Source organism: Tardiphaga sp. 841_E9_N1_2, from assembly GCF_051811065.1.
GTDB lineage: Bacteria > Pseudomonadota > Alphaproteobacteria > Rhizobiales > Xanthobacteraceae > Tardiphaga > Tardiphaga robiniae.
Map to the genome: position 1 here is coordinate 4,512,051 of NZ_JBPWQC010000001.1, position 16,971 is coordinate 4,529,021.

Annotated in this window: 17 protein-coding genes; 16 read left to right on the forward strand and 1 reads right to left on the reverse strand. The window is 60.9% G+C overall.

Going from position 1 to position 16,971, the window contains the following annotated elements; translation table 11 throughout:
• Nucleotides 1-4: 4 nt before the first annotated feature.
• The 10 genes from AB8A50_RS21700 to AB8A50_RS21745 all read left to right on the forward strand — a co-directional run bounded on the left by AB8A50_RS21700 (nt 5) and on the right by AB8A50_RS21745 (nt 9,972).
• On the forward strand, nt 5-535 hold the full coding sequence (locus AB8A50_RS21700; RefSeq protein ID WP_244558211.1) for a flavin reductase family protein: 531 nt from the start codon (nt 5-7) through the stop codon (nt 533-535).
• 50 nt (nt 536-585) lie between these two features.
• Nucleotides 586-2,085, forward strand: coding sequence for a 4-hydroxyphenylacetate 3-hydroxylase family protein (locus tag AB8A50_RS21705; protein ID WP_093757854.1), 1,500 nt, complete (start codon nt 586-588; stop codon nt 2,083-2,085).
• Between the two features lie 24 nt (nt 2,086-2,109).
• Nucleotides 2,110-2,490, forward strand: coding sequence for a cupin (locus AB8A50_RS21710; protein WP_089266367.1), 381 nt, complete (start codon nt 2,110-2,112; stop codon nt 2,488-2,490).
• Nucleotides 2,474-3,085 (forward strand): UbiX family flavin prenyltransferase, encoded by a 612-nt coding sequence (locus tag AB8A50_RS21715; RefSeq protein WP_439080016.1) that lies wholly within the window; start codon nt 2,474-2,476, stop codon nt 3,083-3,085. The genes AB8A50_RS21710 and AB8A50_RS21715 overlap by 17 nt, the downstream gene beginning before the upstream one ends.
• Nucleotides 3,086-3,128: 43 nt before the next feature.
• On the forward strand, nt 3,129-3,668 hold the full coding sequence (locus AB8A50_RS21720; protein WP_093757856.1) for a TIGR02444 family protein: 540 nt from the start codon (nt 3,129-3,131) through the stop codon (nt 3,666-3,668).
• A 119-nt stretch (nt 3,669-3,787) separates the two neighbouring features.
• Entirely contained in the window at nt 3,788-5,212 is a 1,425-nt protein-coding gene (locus AB8A50_RS21725; protein WP_093757857.1) for a UbiD family decarboxylase, read from the forward strand.
• Nucleotides 5,213-5,258: 46 nt separating this feature from the next.
• The gene (locus AB8A50_RS21730; protein WP_093757858.1) at nt 5,259-6,224 is read left to right on the forward strand and encodes a Bug family tripartite tricarboxylate transporter substrate binding protein; all 966 of its coding nucleotides are present in this window, start codon (nt 5,259-5,261) and stop codon (nt 6,222-6,224) included.
• Nucleotides 6,225-6,297: 73 nt separating this feature from the next.
• Nucleotides 6,298-6,747, forward strand: coding sequence for a tripartite tricarboxylate transporter TctB family protein (locus AB8A50_RS21735; RefSeq protein ID WP_093757859.1), 450 nt, complete (start codon nt 6,298-6,300; stop codon nt 6,745-6,747).
• A complete protein-coding gene (locus AB8A50_RS21740) occupies nt 6,744-8,246 on the forward strand; it encodes a tripartite tricarboxylate transporter permease (protein ID WP_092140811.1) in 1,503 nt (500 codons plus the stop codon). The genes AB8A50_RS21735 and AB8A50_RS21740 overlap by 4 nt, the downstream gene beginning before the upstream one ends.
• Before the next feature lie 49 nt (nt 8,247-8,295).
• Nucleotides 8,296-9,972, forward strand: a complete 1,677-nt coding sequence (locus AB8A50_RS21745; protein WP_439074096.1) for a thiamine pyrophosphate-binding protein — start codon at nt 8,296-8,298, stop codon at nt 9,970-9,972.
• A 36-nt stretch (nt 9,973-10,008) separates the two neighbouring features.
• Here the strand turns inward: AB8A50_RS21745 and AB8A50_RS21750 are convergent, their stop codons facing one another.
• The gene (locus AB8A50_RS21750) at nt 10,009-10,845 is read right to left on the reverse strand and encodes an NYN domain-containing protein (protein WP_439074095.1); all 837 of its coding nucleotides are present in this window, start codon (nt 10,843-10,845) and stop codon (nt 10,009-10,011) included.
• 170 nt (nt 10,846-11,015) lie between these two features.
• Between AB8A50_RS21750 and AB8A50_RS21755 the strand changes: the two genes are divergently transcribed.
• The 6 genes from AB8A50_RS21755 (at nt 11,016) to hpf (ending at nt 16,878) form a co-directional block, all read left to right on the forward strand.
• Nucleotides 11,016-11,630, forward strand: a complete 615-nt coding sequence (locus tag AB8A50_RS21755; RefSeq protein ID WP_439078868.1) for a ribonuclease D — start codon at nt 11,016-11,018, stop codon at nt 11,628-11,630.
• A 175-nt stretch (nt 11,631-11,805) separates the two neighbouring features.
• Nucleotides 11,806-12,555 (forward strand): LPS export ABC transporter periplasmic protein LptC, encoded by a 750-nt coding sequence (gene lptC / locus AB8A50_RS21760; protein WP_089266371.1) that lies wholly within the window; start codon nt 11,806-11,808, stop codon nt 12,553-12,555.
• Between the two features lie 5 nt (nt 12,556-12,560).
• Complete coding sequence (locus AB8A50_RS21765) at nt 12,561-13,232, forward strand: LptA/OstA family protein (RefSeq protein ID WP_414716916.1); 672 nt, start codon at nt 12,561-12,563, stop codon at nt 13,230-13,232.
• A gap of 197 nt (nt 13,233-13,429) precedes the next feature.
• Nucleotides 13,430-14,446 carry an LPS export ABC transporter ATP-binding protein gene (gene lptB / locus AB8A50_RS21770; protein WP_439078869.1) on the forward strand — a complete coding sequence of 339 codons (1,017 nt, stop codon included), beginning with the start codon at nt 13,430-13,432 and terminating at the stop codon, nt 14,444-14,446.
• A 90-nt stretch (nt 14,447-14,536) separates the two neighbouring features.
• Nucleotides 14,537-16,213, forward strand: coding sequence for an RNA polymerase factor sigma-54 (rpoN, locus tag AB8A50_RS21775; protein WP_231078593.1), 1,677 nt, complete (start codon nt 14,537-14,539; stop codon nt 16,211-16,213).
• Nucleotides 16,214-16,272: 59 nt separating this feature from the next.
• Nucleotides 16,273-16,878, forward strand: a complete 606-nt coding sequence (gene hpf / locus AB8A50_RS21780) for a ribosome hibernation-promoting factor, HPF/YfiA family (protein WP_089266375.1) — start codon at nt 16,273-16,275, stop codon at nt 16,876-16,878.
• Nucleotides 16,879-16,971: the final 93 nt, after the last annotated feature.

Consider the following 16,971-nt stretch of genomic DNA (forward strand, 5'->3'; position numbering starts at 1 on the left):
GACCATGGGCGCCACTGCCGACTTGGATCCCCGCGCCTTCCGACAGGCGCTCGGACAGTTTGCCACCGGTGTCGCCGTGATCACGGCCGAAGCGGCTGATGGCCAGGCGATCGGCTTGACCATGAGTTCGTTCAACTCGGTTTCGGTGGATCCGCCGTTGATCCTGTTCTCGATCGACCGCAAGGCCTTCAGCCTCAAGGCGATGACCGAGGCCAAGGGCTATGCCGTGAACATCCTCGGCCGTGATCAGGAGCATCTGTCGAACAAGTTCGCCAAGGCGCTCGGCGACAAGTGGGCGGCGGTCGAGCATACGCTGGGCCATGAGGCGGCGCCCCTTATCGCCGGCGCGCTCGCGCACTTCGAATGCGCGCCATACGCGCAATATGACGGCGGGGACCATGTGATCTTCGTCGGTCGGGTGGTGAAGTTCACCGCCTATCCGGCCAACGAGCCGCTGGTCTTCTTTCGCGGGGCCTATCGCAGCCTTGCAAGTACCGAGCGCAGCCCGGAATGGCCGCTGCCGATGCACTACTGAAATAACGCACCTGAAATGCTACCCATGACCGAAAGTGACCGAGGCAACCCATGATCAAGACCGGCGAACAGCACATCGCGAGCCTACGCGACGGCCGTGAAATCTATCTCGATGGCGAGCTGGTGGATGACGTGACCACCCATCCGGCGTTCCGGGGCGCGGTGGCTTCTATCGGACGGATGTTCGATTTCCAGAGCGCGCCGGAAAATCGCGAGCTGATGACTTTCGAGACCGAAACCGGCACCCGCGCCAACCGGATCTGGGAACTGCCCGGCAGCTATGATGCGTTGGTCAATCGTCGTCGTGGGCTGGAAGCCTGGACCGAGCTGCATGCTGGCTTCATGGGCCGCGCGCCCGATCACGTCGCTTCCTGCGTCGCAGGTATGTATATGGGCGTCGAGGTCTTCGAGGCCTACAACAAGGATCGCGCGAAGGCGCTAGCGGATTACTATCGCTACGCCCGCGACAACGACCTCTACCTCACTTACGTGATCATCAACCCCCAGGCCGACCGTTCCAAGAGCGCGGCCGAGCAGGCCGATCCATTCCTGTCGGCGGGCGTGGTGTCGCGCGATGCCGAGGGCCTGACGATCCGCGGTGCCAAGATGCTGGCGACTGGCGGCATCATGGCCAATGAGGTGTTCGTCACCTGTATCCAGCCGCTGCAGCCCGGCGACGAGAAATACGCGGTGTCTTTCGCGATCCCGATGAACACCAAGGGTCTGAAGGTCCTGTCGCGCAAGTCCTATGAAGCCGCGTCGCCATCGGTGTTCGACAATCCGCTGTCCAGCCGCTTCGATGAAAACGATGCTGTGCTCTATTTCGACGACGTGAAGGTGCCTTGGGATCGCGTATTCATCGTCGATGACATCGCGATGTGCCAGAAGCAGTTCCACGCCACCCCGGCCCATGTGTATCAGAATTATCAGGCGATGATCCGGCTCTCGGTGAAGCTGCGTTTCCTGATCGGGATCGCGCACCGGACCGCTGAAACCAATGGCATCGCCGGCTTCCCGCAGGTCAGGGAAATGCTAGGCCAGCTCGCAGCCGAAGTGTCGATGGTCGAAGCCTTCGTGGTCGCGATGGAGACCAAGGGCACCCAGCGCGGCGCTTATTATGTGCCAGACCGGGCGATGCTGTATTCGGCACAGGTCCTTACCCAGCAACTCTATTCCAAGGTCATCAACACGCTGCGCGAACTCGCCGGCGGCGGAATGATCATGCTGCCGTCCTCGGTGAAGGACTTCGGCAATCCGGAACTGGCACGCCTGATCGGCAAGACCCAGCAGTCCCCGGCGGCCAGCGCGACCGAGAAGGTCAAGTTCTACAAGCTGGCCTGGGATGCGGTCGGCTCCGAATTCGCCTCGCGGCACTCGCAATACGAGATGTTCTTCGCCGGTGCGACCTTCGTCACGAAGGGCCATGCCTTCCGCACCTATGACTGGATGAAGTCGGCGGCATTGCTCGACAAGATGCTGTCCAGCTATGACCTTGCCGATGAAGTCTCCACCTCAATGGCGCCGGCTGCCTCGCCGCGCGCTGTTGCTTGATCTGTCCCTTCAGGAAAGCTGACCATGGCCATCAATAAGCTTCACGATGAGTTCCGCACCGTCGATATGTCTTCGGGATGGGAGACGCCCGCGGGCTATCCGGCAGGCATCCAGCAGAAGATCCTGTCGGGTGCACTCGATGAGGTGAACAAGCGGGGCAGCCGCACCCGCCTGCTGCGCTTCGAGCCCGGTGTTTACACTACCGAGCCATTCGTGCACGAATATTGGGAAGAAGTGTTCCTGTTCACCGGCGACCTGATCGTCGGCAATGACAAGCAGGGCAATGGCGGCGAAAGCTTCAAGCCGAACACCTATGCTTGCCGTCCACCCGGCGCCTATCACGGCCCGTTCAAGTCGGTTGGCGGCTGCGTCCTGATGGAGATTCACTATTTCGACCCAGCCTGAGACCGCGCCGCGGCGCCTGATCGTCGGCATCACCGGAGCATCGGGCACCATTTATGGTGTCCGGCTGCTGCGGTTGCTGCAGGCGACCGACGTCGAAACGCATCTCGTGCTGAGTCGGTCAGCGAAGATCACGCTGACCCAGGAACTGGACCTTGCGATATCCGATGTCACCGCTCTCGCCGATGTGGTGCATCAGGCCGACAATATTGGCGCGACAATCGCCAGCGGATCGTTCAGGACGATGGGCATGGTGATCGCGCCATGTTCCATGCGCAGCCTAGGGGAAATCGCCACCGGCATTACCTCGTCGTTGGTGACGCGCGCAGCCGACGTTGTCCTCAAGGAGCGCCGGCGGCTAGTCCTGATGGCGCGCGAGGCGCCGCTGCATCTCGGTCATCTCAGGTCGATGGCAGCGGTGACCGAAATCGGCGCCATAGTCTATCCGCCGGTGCCGGCATTCTATGCTCGGCCCAGCAGCCTTGAGCAAATGGTCGATCAGACGCTTGGACGGGTGCTCGACCTGTTCGGCATCCAGACCGGCGTGGTGAGCCGCTGGGAAGGCCTCAATCCCGCCAAAACCCGAGATATCCCATGAGCGCGGCATTGTCGGCGTCACCAGATACGGTTGCGTGGCGACAATGACCGATGACAGCCCGCCCACCGCAAGCGAAAGCTGGGCCTTTGCCCTCAAGCTCTATGCGGAACCGGGCGTACCGGAAGCCTGCCTGAAACTTCAGGCTGAGGCCGGCGTCGATGTGATGCTGCTGCTCGTCGCGACGTTTGCGGTGGCGCAGCAGGGTATTCATCTCACTCCTTCCGACATCGAGAATATGGATCGTACCTGCCGTCCCTGGCGCGAACAGATCGTGCACCCCCTCCGCACGATCCGAACCGCGTTGAAGTTGGGGCCGGCGCCCGCGCCATCGGTCGCCAGCGAACAGTTGCGCGCACAGATCAAGGCTGGAGAACTCGCCGCCGAGTCGCTGGAGAATGATCTGCTCGTCGCATGGCTGGGGCAGTATGCCTCACAACAGCGCAGATCGACGCGTGACGAGGTGAGTAACGTCCTCCACCATGTCGTTCGTCATGCGCTGGGCAAGGAGCATCATCACCGGATCGATGGGCTGTCGCCCGCGATCGGGGCGATCCTCTCAGCCACTGATAAATTACTGCAATGATGCAGTGCACGCATCGAAATTAGTCAGTCCGTGCCTAGGGAGCGTGCTTGACTAGCTTTGGTATTTAGCTATCTTTCTTCGCAATTATGTGATCAGGCGAAAACGAGAAAAAGACCGACATGCCGCATCCGCAGATCCTCGACACACGATTCCGTTCGGCATTGGCGCGCTTGGCCAAGAACGATCGCATCATGACATTCGAGCGACCCGCCGATCCGCATCTGGAGATCGCAGCGGTTCTGAAGAAGCATGACGGACGTCAGACGCTGTTGTTTCCGTCGGTCAAGGGTTACGACGTTCCGCTGATCGGAAACCTGCTGAGCTCGAAGGAGAATTGCGAGGCCGCGTTCGGCCTCGATTTCAACGGCATTCGCGGTCTCGTGCAGCGCGCGATGGGCGGTCCGTTGCCGCCGGAAGTCGTCTCCAGCGCGCCGTCTCAGGAAGTCGTGCTGAAGACTGGTTTTGATATTACAAAGTTACTGCCAGCGCTGTTCCATGCGCCGGGCGATGCGGGGCGCTACATCACCGCCGGTATTGTGATCGTAAAGGACCCGGAGACCGGCATTTACAATGCGTCCTATCATCGGCTGCAGCTATTGGGCCCGGATCGGGTCGCCATTAAACTCGATTTCGGCCGCCATCTTCGCCTCGCATTCGAGCGCGCCAAGGCGCGCGGCACGTCACTGCCGGTAGCGGTCTGCATTGGCACCGATCTCGCGCTCCACTTCACAGCCGCGACGATGGGTTCGCAGATGCCCGAAACGGCGGACGAACTTGCGGTGGCCGGCGGTCTCGCAGGTAAGCCGCTGACGGTGGTGAAGGCTGTGTCGCAGGACATGATCGTGCCGGCGGAATGCGAATTCGTGCTGGAAGGTGAAATCTCGATCGACGACGTCGCGCCGGAAGGTCCGTTCGGCGAATTCGTTGGCTTCGCCGCGCCGGCTGCGGATGCGCCGGTACTGAAGGTAACGGCTGTCACCCATCGCCTGCGGCCGATCTATCACGTCATCAACGGCTTCGGCCGCGAAACCATCATCCTCCGCAAATACGTGCTCGAAGCCAGCCTGCTCAAGGTGCTGCAGTCGGCGATCCCGATCGTCACCGACGTCGAGATGACGTCGGGCGGACTGCATCGTTTCCATGCGGTCATTCAAGTGAAGAAGCAGAGCCGCCAGCATAACGGTCTGCAGCGCAATGCGATGATGGCCGCCTTCGGTGCGCTGAAGGATCTCGATCTGATTACCATGGTCGATCACGACATCGATATTCGCGATCCCATTGATGTCGAATACGCTGTCGCGACGCGCATGGAAGCGTCCAGCGATCTCATTCTGATTCCCGGCGCGCGGGGCCATGAATATGTGCGTGTCAGCAAGGAAGGCATTCGCACCAAGCTCGGCATAGACGCCACGGTGCCGTTCGAAGATCAGGACAAGTTCCGGCGCGTTGAGTTCGCGAAGACCGATATCGAACTCAGCCATTTTGCTGCGGGTGAAGACAAGGCGACCCAGGCACTCGGGCTCGTGGGAACGAACATTGCATAAGTAGTTGAAGCCCTCTCGACATTTTCTCAATCACTAGGAAAAACCGATGAAGCGACTTCTCGTAGCGGCCCTGCTGATGGGTACCGGATTGAGTGCCACCACTGCCTCGGCGCAGGAGTGGCCGACGAAGCCGATCAAGCTCGTTGTGCCCTATGCTCCGGGGGGCTACACCGATGCGGTCGGGCGCATCACCGCGCGTTTCCTGGAGAAGGAACTCGGTCAGACAGTGATCGTCGACAATCGCGCCGGTGCCGGCGGCATCGTTGGCTCCGATCTCGTGTCGAAGTCCCCGGGCGATGGTTACACACTGTGCGTCTGCAGCGTGGGTGCGATCTCGATCGCGCCGGTCGCGCAGACCACCTCCTATGATCCGGTCAAGAGCTTCAAGCCGATCAGTGTCGTCAGCACCATTCCGCAGACTGTGATCGTCAATCCGTCGCTTCCAATCAACTCGATGGAAGATCTGGTCAAATATGCCAAGGCCAATCCCGGCAAGCTGACCTATGGCTCCAGCGGCGCCGGCGGTCTGATGTACTTCTCCGTCGCCCTCTTCGATGCCCGCGTTGGCACCAAGATGACCCATGTGCCATTCAAGGGCGGATCGCCGGCGACGGCCGCAGTGGTTGCGGGTGAGGTCAATCTGTCTTTCACCAACATGACCGACGCACTGCCGCAGATCGAAGCCAATACCGTGCGCGCACTTGCCGTGACGTCTGCAACACGCAGCGAATTCACGCCGAAGCTTCCAACGGTCGCCGAGACCGTATCGCCGGGCTATGCGGTGGAGTCGTGGAACGGCATCATGGCGCCGGCGTCGACACCGGATGCAATCGTTGAAAAGGTGTCGGCCGCCCTGAAGAAGATGGCTGCGGATCCCGAAGTGAAGAAGAACATGGCGGTCGCCGGTGCATCGACCGTGTTCACTACGCCGGCCGAATACACCGCGCAGATCACCAAGGAAGTCGAGCAGTGGCGCACGCTGCTCAAGGAAATCTCCGAGAAGAAGACCTGATCACCCGACATCGCGGGCGGCGGATTCATTGCATCGCTGCCTTCATCCGCCTCCGACAGCATAGGAGCCCGCCATGAAATCAATCGCGCAGCGTGGGAATTCGGACTTCTATTCGGGTCTGCTTCTGGTCGTCGTCGCCATCGTTGCTTTGCTCTATATCCGCACGCTGACGATCGGCTCCGTGCTCGACATGGGCCCGGGTTATTTTCCGCTTGGCCTAGCCCTGATCCTGCTCGGCATGGGTCTCGTCATGATCGTCAAGGGGGTGACGACGGAGGGCGTGTCGGTCGGTAGGCTGCATCTGCGGCCACTGTTTTTCGTTTTGTTGTCCTTCGTGGCGTTCGGTCTCCTGGTCGAACGCGCCGGTCTCGTGATCGCGATCCTGGTGCAGGTCGGTCTGTCTCATTTCGCCTCGCGCGAAACGACCTGGCTTGCCAGCGCGATTACTGGCGTCCTCCTGGCGATCGCCTCCTCGGTGGTCTTTGTCTGGCTTCTCAAGATTCCGGTGAGTGTGCTGCCATGATGGATATCTTCGCCGGCCTCGGCCACGGGTTTTCCATCGCCGCGACGCCGCTCAACTTGTTGTTCTGCCTCGTTGGCGCCGTTTGCGGTACGTTGATCGGCGTGCTGCCCGGCCTCGGTCCAGTGGCCACTATCTCGCTGCTGTTGCCGGCCACTTACGCGCTTGATCCGATTGGCGCCATCATCATGCTCGCCGGAATTTATTACGGCGCGCAATATGGCGGTTCGACTACGGCCATCCTGGTCAATATTCCAGGTGAGTCGACGTCGGTGGTCACAGCCATCGACGGTTACAAGATGGCGCAACAGGGCCGCGCCGGCGAGGCGCTGGCCATCGCCGCAATCGGTTCTTTCATCGCGGGATGTTTCGGAACTGTCGTGATTGCACTGCTCGGTCCGCCGCTTGCGCTGATGACGCAGAAGTTCGCCTCGCCGGACTACTTCTCGCTGATGGTGTTGGGTTTGGTGTCTGCGGTGGTGCTGGCCAACGGTTCGGCCTTCCGGGCCGTGGCGATGATCTTCCTCGGCCTGCTGCTCGGCATGGTGGGTATGGATATCAATACCGGCGAAGCACGAATGACGTTCGGGCTGATCGAGCTGTCTGATGGTATCAATTTCGTCGCGCTGGTGATGGGTTTGTTCGGCGTGGCCGAGGTGATCTCCAACCTCGAAAACGTCTCAACCCGCATCGTGAACCATTCGAAGATCAACAGTATCTGGCCGTCGTTTAAAGTGTTGCGCGGCGCCTGGGGGGCGGTGACTCGCGGTACGCTGCTGGGTACGCTGTTTGGAATCTTGCCCGGTGGCGGCGCCACCATCGCGTCGTTCTCGTCTTATGCGCTGGAGAAGCGCGTATCCAAAACGCCCGAGCGCTTCGGTAACGGCGCTATCGAGGGCGTTGCCGGGCCGGAGTCGGCCAATAACGCTGCGGCGCAAACGTCATTCGTTCCGCTATTGACCATGGGGATTCCGACCAGCGCGACCATGGCGCTGCTGGTCGGCGCGCTCACGCTGCACGGTATTGCGCCAGGGCCGACGATTATCTCGCGTCAGCCGGATCTGTTCTGGGGTCTGATCGCCAGCATGTTCCTGGGCAATGCGATGCTTGTGATCATCAATCTGCCGATGATCGGCATCTGGGTCCGGCTGCTCAACGTGCCGTATCGTATTCTCTATCTCGTCATTCTCGTGGTCTGCGCGATCGGGGTGTTCTCGGTCAATAATTCGAGCTTCGACATCTATATGACCGTGGGCTTTACGGCGCTGGGTTACATCCTGCGCAAGCTCGACGCAGAACCGGCGCCACTGCTGATGGGTTTCGTGCTCGGTCCGATGGTCGAAGAGAATTTCCGGCGCAGCCTGATCACGTCGCACGGGGATCCGATGGTGTTTCTGCAAAGGCCGATCAGCCTCACGTTGCTCCTGCTATCGGCTGCCCTGCTGATTTCGATCGTGATGCCGTCGATCAGCAAGCGCCGGGGCGAAGTATTCCAGGAATGAGATTGCTCTGTCCGCAATTTCGGCGGGCGAGATCAGGACGAGAGACGCCATGAACAAGCACGAACCGACACAGTCATCGGTCAGCAAGGCCGGTCAGCGCAATGGTGGCGAGATTCTCGTCGCGGCCTTGCGGCGCAATGGCGCCGATCGCATGTTCGGCGTTCCCGGCGAAAGCGCGCTGCCGATCTTTGACGCGCTGTATGAGCCGGATGCCGGGATCCGCTTCATTGTCTGCCGGCATGAGACCACGGCTTCTCATATGGCTGAAGCCGACGGCAAAATTTCAGGCCGGCCGGGCATTTGCGTGGTCAGCCGCGGCCCTGGCGCCATGCAGGCGGCGCTTGGATTGCACACCGCGTGGCAAGACTCCACGCCGATGATCCTGATCGTCGGGCAGGTGCCGCGCAGTCATCTGGGCCGTGAAGGCTTTCAGGAGATGAACTACGTCCGCACCTTTGACGACATGACGAAATGGGCCGTCGAGATTGACGCGGTCGATCGCATTCCGGAACTGGTGAGCCGGGCTTTTCATGTCGCGATGCAGGGACGGCCGGGGCCGGTGGTGCTTTCGATCCCTGAAGACGTGCTCAGCGCGATGAGCGACGTTGCCGATGCGGCGCCTGCGACCGTCATCGAAGCTTCGCCGTCGGCGTCGCAGATGGCCGAAGTGCGCGCGCTGCTGCAAAAGGCGCAGCGGCCGCTGGTGATCGTCGGCAATCTCGGCTGGACCTCGGCCGCGGTCGAACAGTTCACGGCCTTCGTCGAACGCAACGATTTGCCGGTCGTCGCCGGTTTCCGCTCGCAGGATGTGCTCGATAACCGCAGTGACCAGTATATCGGCGATATCAGCCTCGGCTGTAGCCGCCCGCTGATGGCGCGGGTCAAGACGGCGGATCTGCTGCTGGTGATCGGTGATCGGCTGGGAGATGTCACGACCAATCACTACTCCCTGCTCGACGTCCCAACTCCGAAACAGATCTTGATCCACGTGTTTCCTGGACCCGACGAACTCGGCCGCGTCTATGTGCCAACCCTCGGGATTCCCGCCAATTCCTCGCGCTTCGCCGAAGCGCTGGCCGATTTGTCTCCGCTCGACAGCGGGGCATGGGCCAGCTGGCGCGCGGAATCGCGTCAGGCTTACGTCGACTATCAGGCGCCGCGCACCGATGCGCCGCCTTTCGATCTCGCTACGGTGATCGATCACCTCAATACCAAATTACCGGACGATGCCATCGTTACCAATGGCGCCGGCAACTATACGATCTGGCTGCATCGCTATTATCGCTACAGAAAGCTGGGCACCCAGATCGCGCCGAAGTCCGGCTCGATGGGTTATGGCCTGCCGGCGGCGATTGCAGCGCAGTTGCGCCATCCCGAACGCAGGGTCGTCTGCCTGGCCGGTGACGGCTGCTTCATGATGGCCTCGCAGGAATTCGCGACCGCGGTCCAGCAGCGACTGCCGATTGTCGTGATCATCGTCAACAATGCGATGTATGGCTCTATCCGGATGCATCAGGAGCTTCATTTCCCGAATCGTCCGAGCGGCACGGACCTGCTCAATCCCGACTTCGCGGCACTCGCCCGATCCTATGGCGCTTATGGAGAGGCCATCGAAACGCATCAGGAATTTCCTGCAGCTTTCGCCCGGGCGGTGGAGGCCAAGGGGCCCTCGATCATCGAATTGCGCGTCAATCGCAACCAGTTGACGCCCGACCGGCGCATCTGAGGCTGGTCCGGAGGCTGTCGTTGATCTGGAAAGTCGCTAATTCGAGCTGGCGGCTTTTTCGCGGTCCTTGGCAGATTTTCTGGCGCGGCCAGATGCCTCTCTCCGTTTTGCCTTTGCTTCCGTCGGCCTCGGTTCTGCTGGCTTCGCCTTCGGCTTGGCCCGAAGCCTCAGGCGACCGGCTTCGGTCTTCTCGATCTCGAAGATTTCAGTCTTGCGCACCAGATCGCTCAATTTTCTAAAACCGTAATTCCGGACATCGAAATCGGAGACGAAGTTCGGCAGCTGCTCTCCGACGCGGTCGAGATTGACCCAGCCGTCTTCATTGCCAAGCTGGGCGACGACCCTTTCCAAAATGGGAATCGCCGCAGCCGGGGTCTTCAAGGCCGCCGCCGCTGGCGGCTGCTCGGTCGTAGTCGTCGCACGCTCGGCGATGAGGTTTTCCGTATAGACAAAGCGCCGGCAGGCTTGCCGAAAGCTCTCGGGCGTCTTGCGCGTGCCAAAACCGTAGACGTCAGCGCCTTGCTCGCGCAGCCGTGAGGCAAGGCGGGTGAAATCGCTGTCGGAGGACACCAGGCAAAATCCGTCGAACCGTCCGCTATGCAGCAGGTCCATCGCGTCGATGACAAGCGCGATATCGGACGCATTCTTGCCCTTGGTATAGGCGAACTGCTGGTAGGGATCGATGGCGTGCTTCTGCAGGATATCGGCCCAGGATCTGAGCTGCGGACTTGAGAAGTCGCCGTAGATACGGCGAACGCTGGCTTCGCCGAATTTGGAGATTTCCTCGAACAGGCCGCCGGCGATCTGCGGGGACGTGTTGTCGGCATCGATCAGGACCGCGAAACGGGGCAAGCGCTGCTGTGCGACGTTCATCTGCAACCTCTGCCCGCTAGCGCGATGGATGAATGGTCCGCTCAGTCTGTCAGCTTTTTGCTGCAGGCGAAACATACCTAAGGGACCGTATCTCTCGTCAGCCCGGCCATAGCGCGGTAAAGTCACCCAAATCCCGCGAATCGCGGGCGCTTAAAGAGGCAATTAAGACCATGACCATCCGCCTGCATCGCGGCGATCTGCCGGATCTGAGCCGCTACACCGATTCGGTTGCGATCGACACCGAGACCATGGGTCTCAATCCGCATCGCGACCGGCTATGCGTGGTGCAGCTCTCGCCCGGCGATGGAAGTGCCGATGTCGTGCAGGTCCCGATGGGCCACACGGACGCGCCGAACCTGAAGAAGCTGCTCGGCGATCCCAAGGTGACCAAGATCTTTCACTTTGCGCGGTTCGATCTCGCCGCTCTCTACAATGCGCTCGGCGTCATGCCCGAGCCGGTCTATTGCACCAAGATCGCTTCCCGCCTGTGCCGCACCTATACCGACAGGCATGGTCTCAAGGATCTGGTCCGCGAAGTCCTCGGCGTCGATCTGTCGAAGCAGCAGCAGTCGAGCGACTGGGGCAGCCAGACACTCAGCGAGGCGCAGCTGTCCTACGCGGCGTCGGACGTGCTGCATCTGCATGGGCTGCGCGAGCGCCTCAACGTCATGCTGGCGCGCGAAGGCCGCACCGAACTGGCGCAGGCTTGTTTCGACTTCCTTCCGACCCGGGCCAAACTCGACCTTTCGGGCTGGGAAAACGAGGACATTTTCGCTCATTCGTGACCGGCCTGCGGCGAAGTGACTTTCTGAAACAGTTCAGGGTCCCTCCCGCCGCGTTTCGGTCATACTCCTCGTTCTGGTGGGCGGGGCTGCAAACCGGTGCATTTCAGCGTAGACTGGCGCCGGTTTGGCAGGCCTTTCGGTGTGGCCCTTTTTGGCATGGCCCGTTGGAGCGACGGTGAGTTCAGTTCAGATTCCCAGCTATCAGGCGGGCATGGATGCGCGGTTCAGGGCCGCGGCACGCCATAGCCGTCTGGTGCGTCTGCTGCGGATTGCTGTCCCTGCCGTCGTGATCCTGTCGATGGCGGCAATTGTCGGCGTGTCGATCTTCAATCCGTTCCGGATCCTCGCCAAATTGCCGCTCGACATGGGCAATCTGGTCGTTTCGGGGACCAAGATCACCATGGAGACGCCGCATCTGGCCGGTTTCTCGCCGGACGGGCGGCCCTATGAGTTATGGGCCAAGGCCGCGACGCAGGATCTGACAGATCCCGACAATGTCGAACTAACGACCTTGCGCGCCAAGGTGATGATGGAAGACAAGTCGACGATGACGATGGATGCCCGCACCGGGAAGTTCAATTCGAAATCGCAGATGCTCTATCTGTATCAGGACATTTTCCTGCAAACGACGACCGGCTACGAAGCCAAGCTGACACAGGCGAACATTGATATTGCCAATGGCACGGTCACGTCGGACGAACCGGTCGATGTCAAACTTCTCAATGGCACTTTGCTCGGGCAACGGATGCGCATCACGGAACACGGTGAGCTGGTTCGGTTCGAGGGCGGTGTGTCGATGAACCTGAAGATGGACCCGCCTTCGCCGGACGCTTCGGCTCAGCCTGAGACCGTGGCGGAGCCCGAAGCCGCGCCGGAGCCCGTGAAACCGCGGGCCGCCAACGGCAAGCGCGCCAACGCGAAATGAATGTGATGATTTTTCCCGTCAGTAATGTCCGATTTCGCGGGGTGACCGGCGCTGCGATCGCTGTGCTCCTGCTGGCTTTGACAGCCGATGCACATGCGCAGAGCGCGGTGCAGGGTGTGCCGAATGCCATGCAGGGCTTCTCGCAGAATCGCGATCAGCCCATTCAGATCGAGGCCGCATCGCTGGAAATGCGCGACAAGAAAAAGGAAGCGACCTTCGCAGGCGATGTGAAGGTCGTGCAGGGCGACACCACGATGAAGTCGAAGACTCTCGTGGTCTTCTATGACGGCGGCGGCTCCGCGAACGAGCCGGCGGCCAAGGCTGCGCCCAAGGCGCCGATCAAGGCGGCGCAGCCGGGCCCGGGCGGTTCGTCGGCGATCAAGCGGCTTGAAGCGCGCGGCGGCGTCATCGTCACCCAGAAGGACCAGGTCGTCACCGGCGAGACGGCGGTGTTCGACACCCGGACCAATCTCGTCACCATGCAGGGCAATGTTGTGCTTACCCAGGGTAAGAATGTACTGCGCGGCGATCGTCTGACCGTGGATATGACCACGGGCACCTCACGCGTCGAATCCAACAGCGGCAGGGTCCAGGGCATGTTCGAGTCGTCCGGCCAGAAGGGTGGCGGTGGCCCGACTTCGATCATACCCGGGCCTGGAGGCGGAAAACCCAAGTAACTCGAAGGGTTTGCCGATATAGACGAGCCGGATCCGGTTGAATCTGGCTGCGTAACCCGTTATCGCCATTGTTTTAATCGACATGGAAGGCTTGGCGTTCGGCTGGGCAAGGGACATCTAGTCCGCCATGCTGTTCCCAGTGGTCGAACATGCCGCGACCTGGCGCGGATGACGTTTAGAGGCTGATCGAAGCGCGAATGGTTGATTTCCTCGGCATGTTCCGTCGGCGCGCTCCAAAACGCGGTCCGCAAGGCTTTGCACGCTCGCCGGTCGACATCACGGCGCTCGGCGACAGCATGGGCGACATGCTGGGCAGCCCCAGCCGCGAGGCGCCGCCCTTGGCGCGCACCGCTCCGGCCGATACGCCCCAGGTTCCGCAGGCTCGGGCGGAGGCGCCGCGTGCCACACAGCCTGCGCCGGGCCGCCGTCCGGACAAGGCGCCGCAGCGGCCCCGGACCAACGGCGCCGCCGCACCAAAAGCTGCCCCGCGTGCGGGCTATCTGGCCGTCCATAATGTGAAAAAGAGCTTCGGCTCACGCCAGGTCACCCGCGGCGTCAGCATTTATGTTCGTCGTGGTGAGGCCGTCGGCCTGCTCGGACCGAACGGTGCCGGCAAGACCACGGTGTTCTACATGATCACCGGCCTGATCAAGCCCGACAGCGGCGCCATTGAGCTTGACGGCCACGACGTCACCCAGCTGCCGATGTATCAGCGTGCGCGCCTCGGCATCGGCTATCTACCGCAGGAAGCCTCGATTTTCCGCGGTCTTACCGTCGAGCAGAACATCCGTGCGGTGCTGGAAGTCGTCGAGCCCAGTCGCAAGAAGCGCGAGCGCGAGCTCGACGGGCTGCTCGAAGAGTTCAACATCCAGAGACTGCGCAAGTCGCCGTCGATCGCGCTGTCCGGCGGTGAGCGTCGCCGTGTCGAAATCGCGCGCGCGCTGGCAACGCGGCCGAATTACATGCTGCTCGACGAACCCTTTGCCGGCATCGACCCGATCGCGGTGGGTGACATTCAAGACCTGGTCCGCCACCTCACCAATCGCGGCATCGGCGTGCTGATCACCGACCATAACGTGCGCGAAACGCTGGGGCTGACAGACCGCGCCTACATCGTCTATGCTGGTGAAATCCTGACGGAGGGATCTCCAGAGGAGATCGTGGCTGACCCGGACGTGCGTCGGCTTTACCTTGGCGAGGAATTCCGCCTCTAGACCAAATTTACAATTCGTCAAGCCGTGTACATCAGGCCGGGAAAGAGATAAGCAAGAAACGGACCAACTTTTGGATCGGTTTTTGCCTCCATGGCGCTGACGCAGAGACTAGAGTTCCGGCAATCCCAGTCGCTGGTGATGACGCCGCAGCTGATGCAGGCCATCAAGCTGCTGCAGCTGTCGAATCTCGATCTCGCAACCTTTGTCGAAGATGAACTGGAGCGCAATCCGCTGCTGGAACGCGCCAGCGACGGTCCTGAGCCGCCGGTGGCCGGCGAGGCCAGCCCCGAGCGCAGCGAGTTCTCCGGTCAGGACGAGGCGGGCTATGCCTCCGGCCATGACGATGGCGGCGACCATTCCGATTTTTCCGATCGTTCAGGCGGCGACAGCTTCGATGCGCCGGCGCCCGACGAGTGGATGAACCGCGAACTCGGCACCCGCGCCGAGATCGAGCAGACCCTGGACACCGGGTTGGACAACGTCTTCTCCGAAGAGCCGGCCGAAGCCGCCGCACGCAACGCACAAGATGCTGCTCCGACCGCCTATACCGAATGGGGCGGCGGCGCTTCCAACGACGATAGTTACAATCTTGAGGCCTTCGTTGCCGCGGAAGTGACGCTCGGCAGCCATCTCGCCGAACAGCTCTCGGTGGCGTTCTCGTCGCCCGCGCAGCGCATGATCGGTCAGTATCTGATCGATCTCGTCGATGAGGCCGGCTACCTGCCGCAAGATCTCGGCGACGTGCATGAGCGGCTGGGCGCCTCTGTTGACGATGTCCAAAGCGTTCTCGGTGCGTTGCAGAAATTCGATCCGCCGGGTGTCTGCGCGCGCAGTCTCAGCGAATGTCTCGCAATCCAGTTGCGTGAACAGAACCGTTACGACCCTGCGATGCAGGCATTGGTCGAGCATCTCGATCTTCTGGCCAAGCGCGACATCGGCAATCTCAGAAAAATCTGCGGCGTCGACGACGAAGATCTGACCGACATGATCGGCGAGATTCGCAGGCTCGATCCGAAGCCCGGTCTGAAGTTTGGCTCGGCGCGAACACAGACCGTAGTGCCTGATGTCTATGTGCGGCCGGGTCCTGATGGCGGCTGGCATGTCGAGTTGAACAGCGACACGCTGCCGCGCGTTCTCGTGAACCAGGTTTATTATTCCGAATTGTCGAAAACGATCCGCAAGGATGGCGACAAGTCGTACTTCACGGATTGTCTACAGAATGCGACCTGGCTGGTGCGTGCGCTCGATCAGCGCGCGCGTACTATCCTGAAGGTTGCGACCGAGATCGTCCGGCAGCAGGATGGCTTCTTTACGCAGGGTGTTGCGCATCTTCGGCCGCTGAATCTCAAGGCGGTTGCTGATGCCATTCAAATGCATGAATCGACGGTGTCGCGCGTTACCGCCAATAAATACATGGCGACAAATCGCGGCAGCTTTGAATTGAAATACTTCTTTACGGCATCGATCGCGTCGGCTGATGGTGGCGAAGCGCATTCGGCTGAAGCGGTGCGACATCACATCAAGCAATTGATTGATGGAGAAAGTCCTTCTCTTATTCTTTCGGACGACACGATCGTGGAACGCTTGCGCGAAGCCGGAATTGATATCGCGCGCCGTACCGTTGCCAAATACCGTGAAGCCATGCGTATCCCGTCTTCAGTTCAGCGCCGACGCGACAAGCAGAGTATGCTCGGCAATGCACTCACGGCACCCGCCACTCCGTCCGATAGGGCACCCGACCGATCCCGCGACACTGCACCAGCTTGATTGCACTCCCGTGGAAACGGGATACTGTCGGTTCAAGGCAGAAGAATCGAGGCATCAGCATGACCCTTCGTATCTCGGGAAAAAGCATCAATGTCGGAGACGCTTTGCGAGGCCGCGTGAGCGAGCGGACCGATGAGGTCCTTCGCAAATATTTCGATGGCAACTATTCCGGTCACATCACGCTCAGCAAAGACGGCTTCGGCTTCCGCACCGATTGTGCGTTGCATCTTGATTCCGGAATTACGCTCGAAGCGGACTCCAATGCAGCGGATGCTTACGCCAGCGCCGATCAGGCGCTGCTTCAGATCGAGAAACGTTTACGTCGCTACAAGAGCCGGCTGAAGGATCGTTCCGCGCGCAAGACGCATGCTGAAAATCAGGCGATGGCCGAACTCACGGCCCCGACTTTGGACGCGCCGAGCTACATCCTTGAGGCGCCCGATCATGAGGGCGATGCCGACAGTGGCTACGATCCGGTCATCATTGCCGAATCGACCAGGTCGCTGAAGCGGTTCTCGGTGAGCGAAGCTGTCATGGAACTTGATTTCACCGGCGCGGCCGTCGTGCTATTCCTGCATGGCAGTACCGGTCGGGTGAATATCGTGTACCGCCGAGGCGACGGTAACGTGGGTTGGGTCGATCCACCGGTGGTTAAACCGTCCTGACGGCATTGACGCCCAAACGGCCCCTCCCTATGGTCCGCCGCCTTTGACAGGGTTATACCGGTCAATGGATTTCGCATGGGGGGTTCCGGTGCT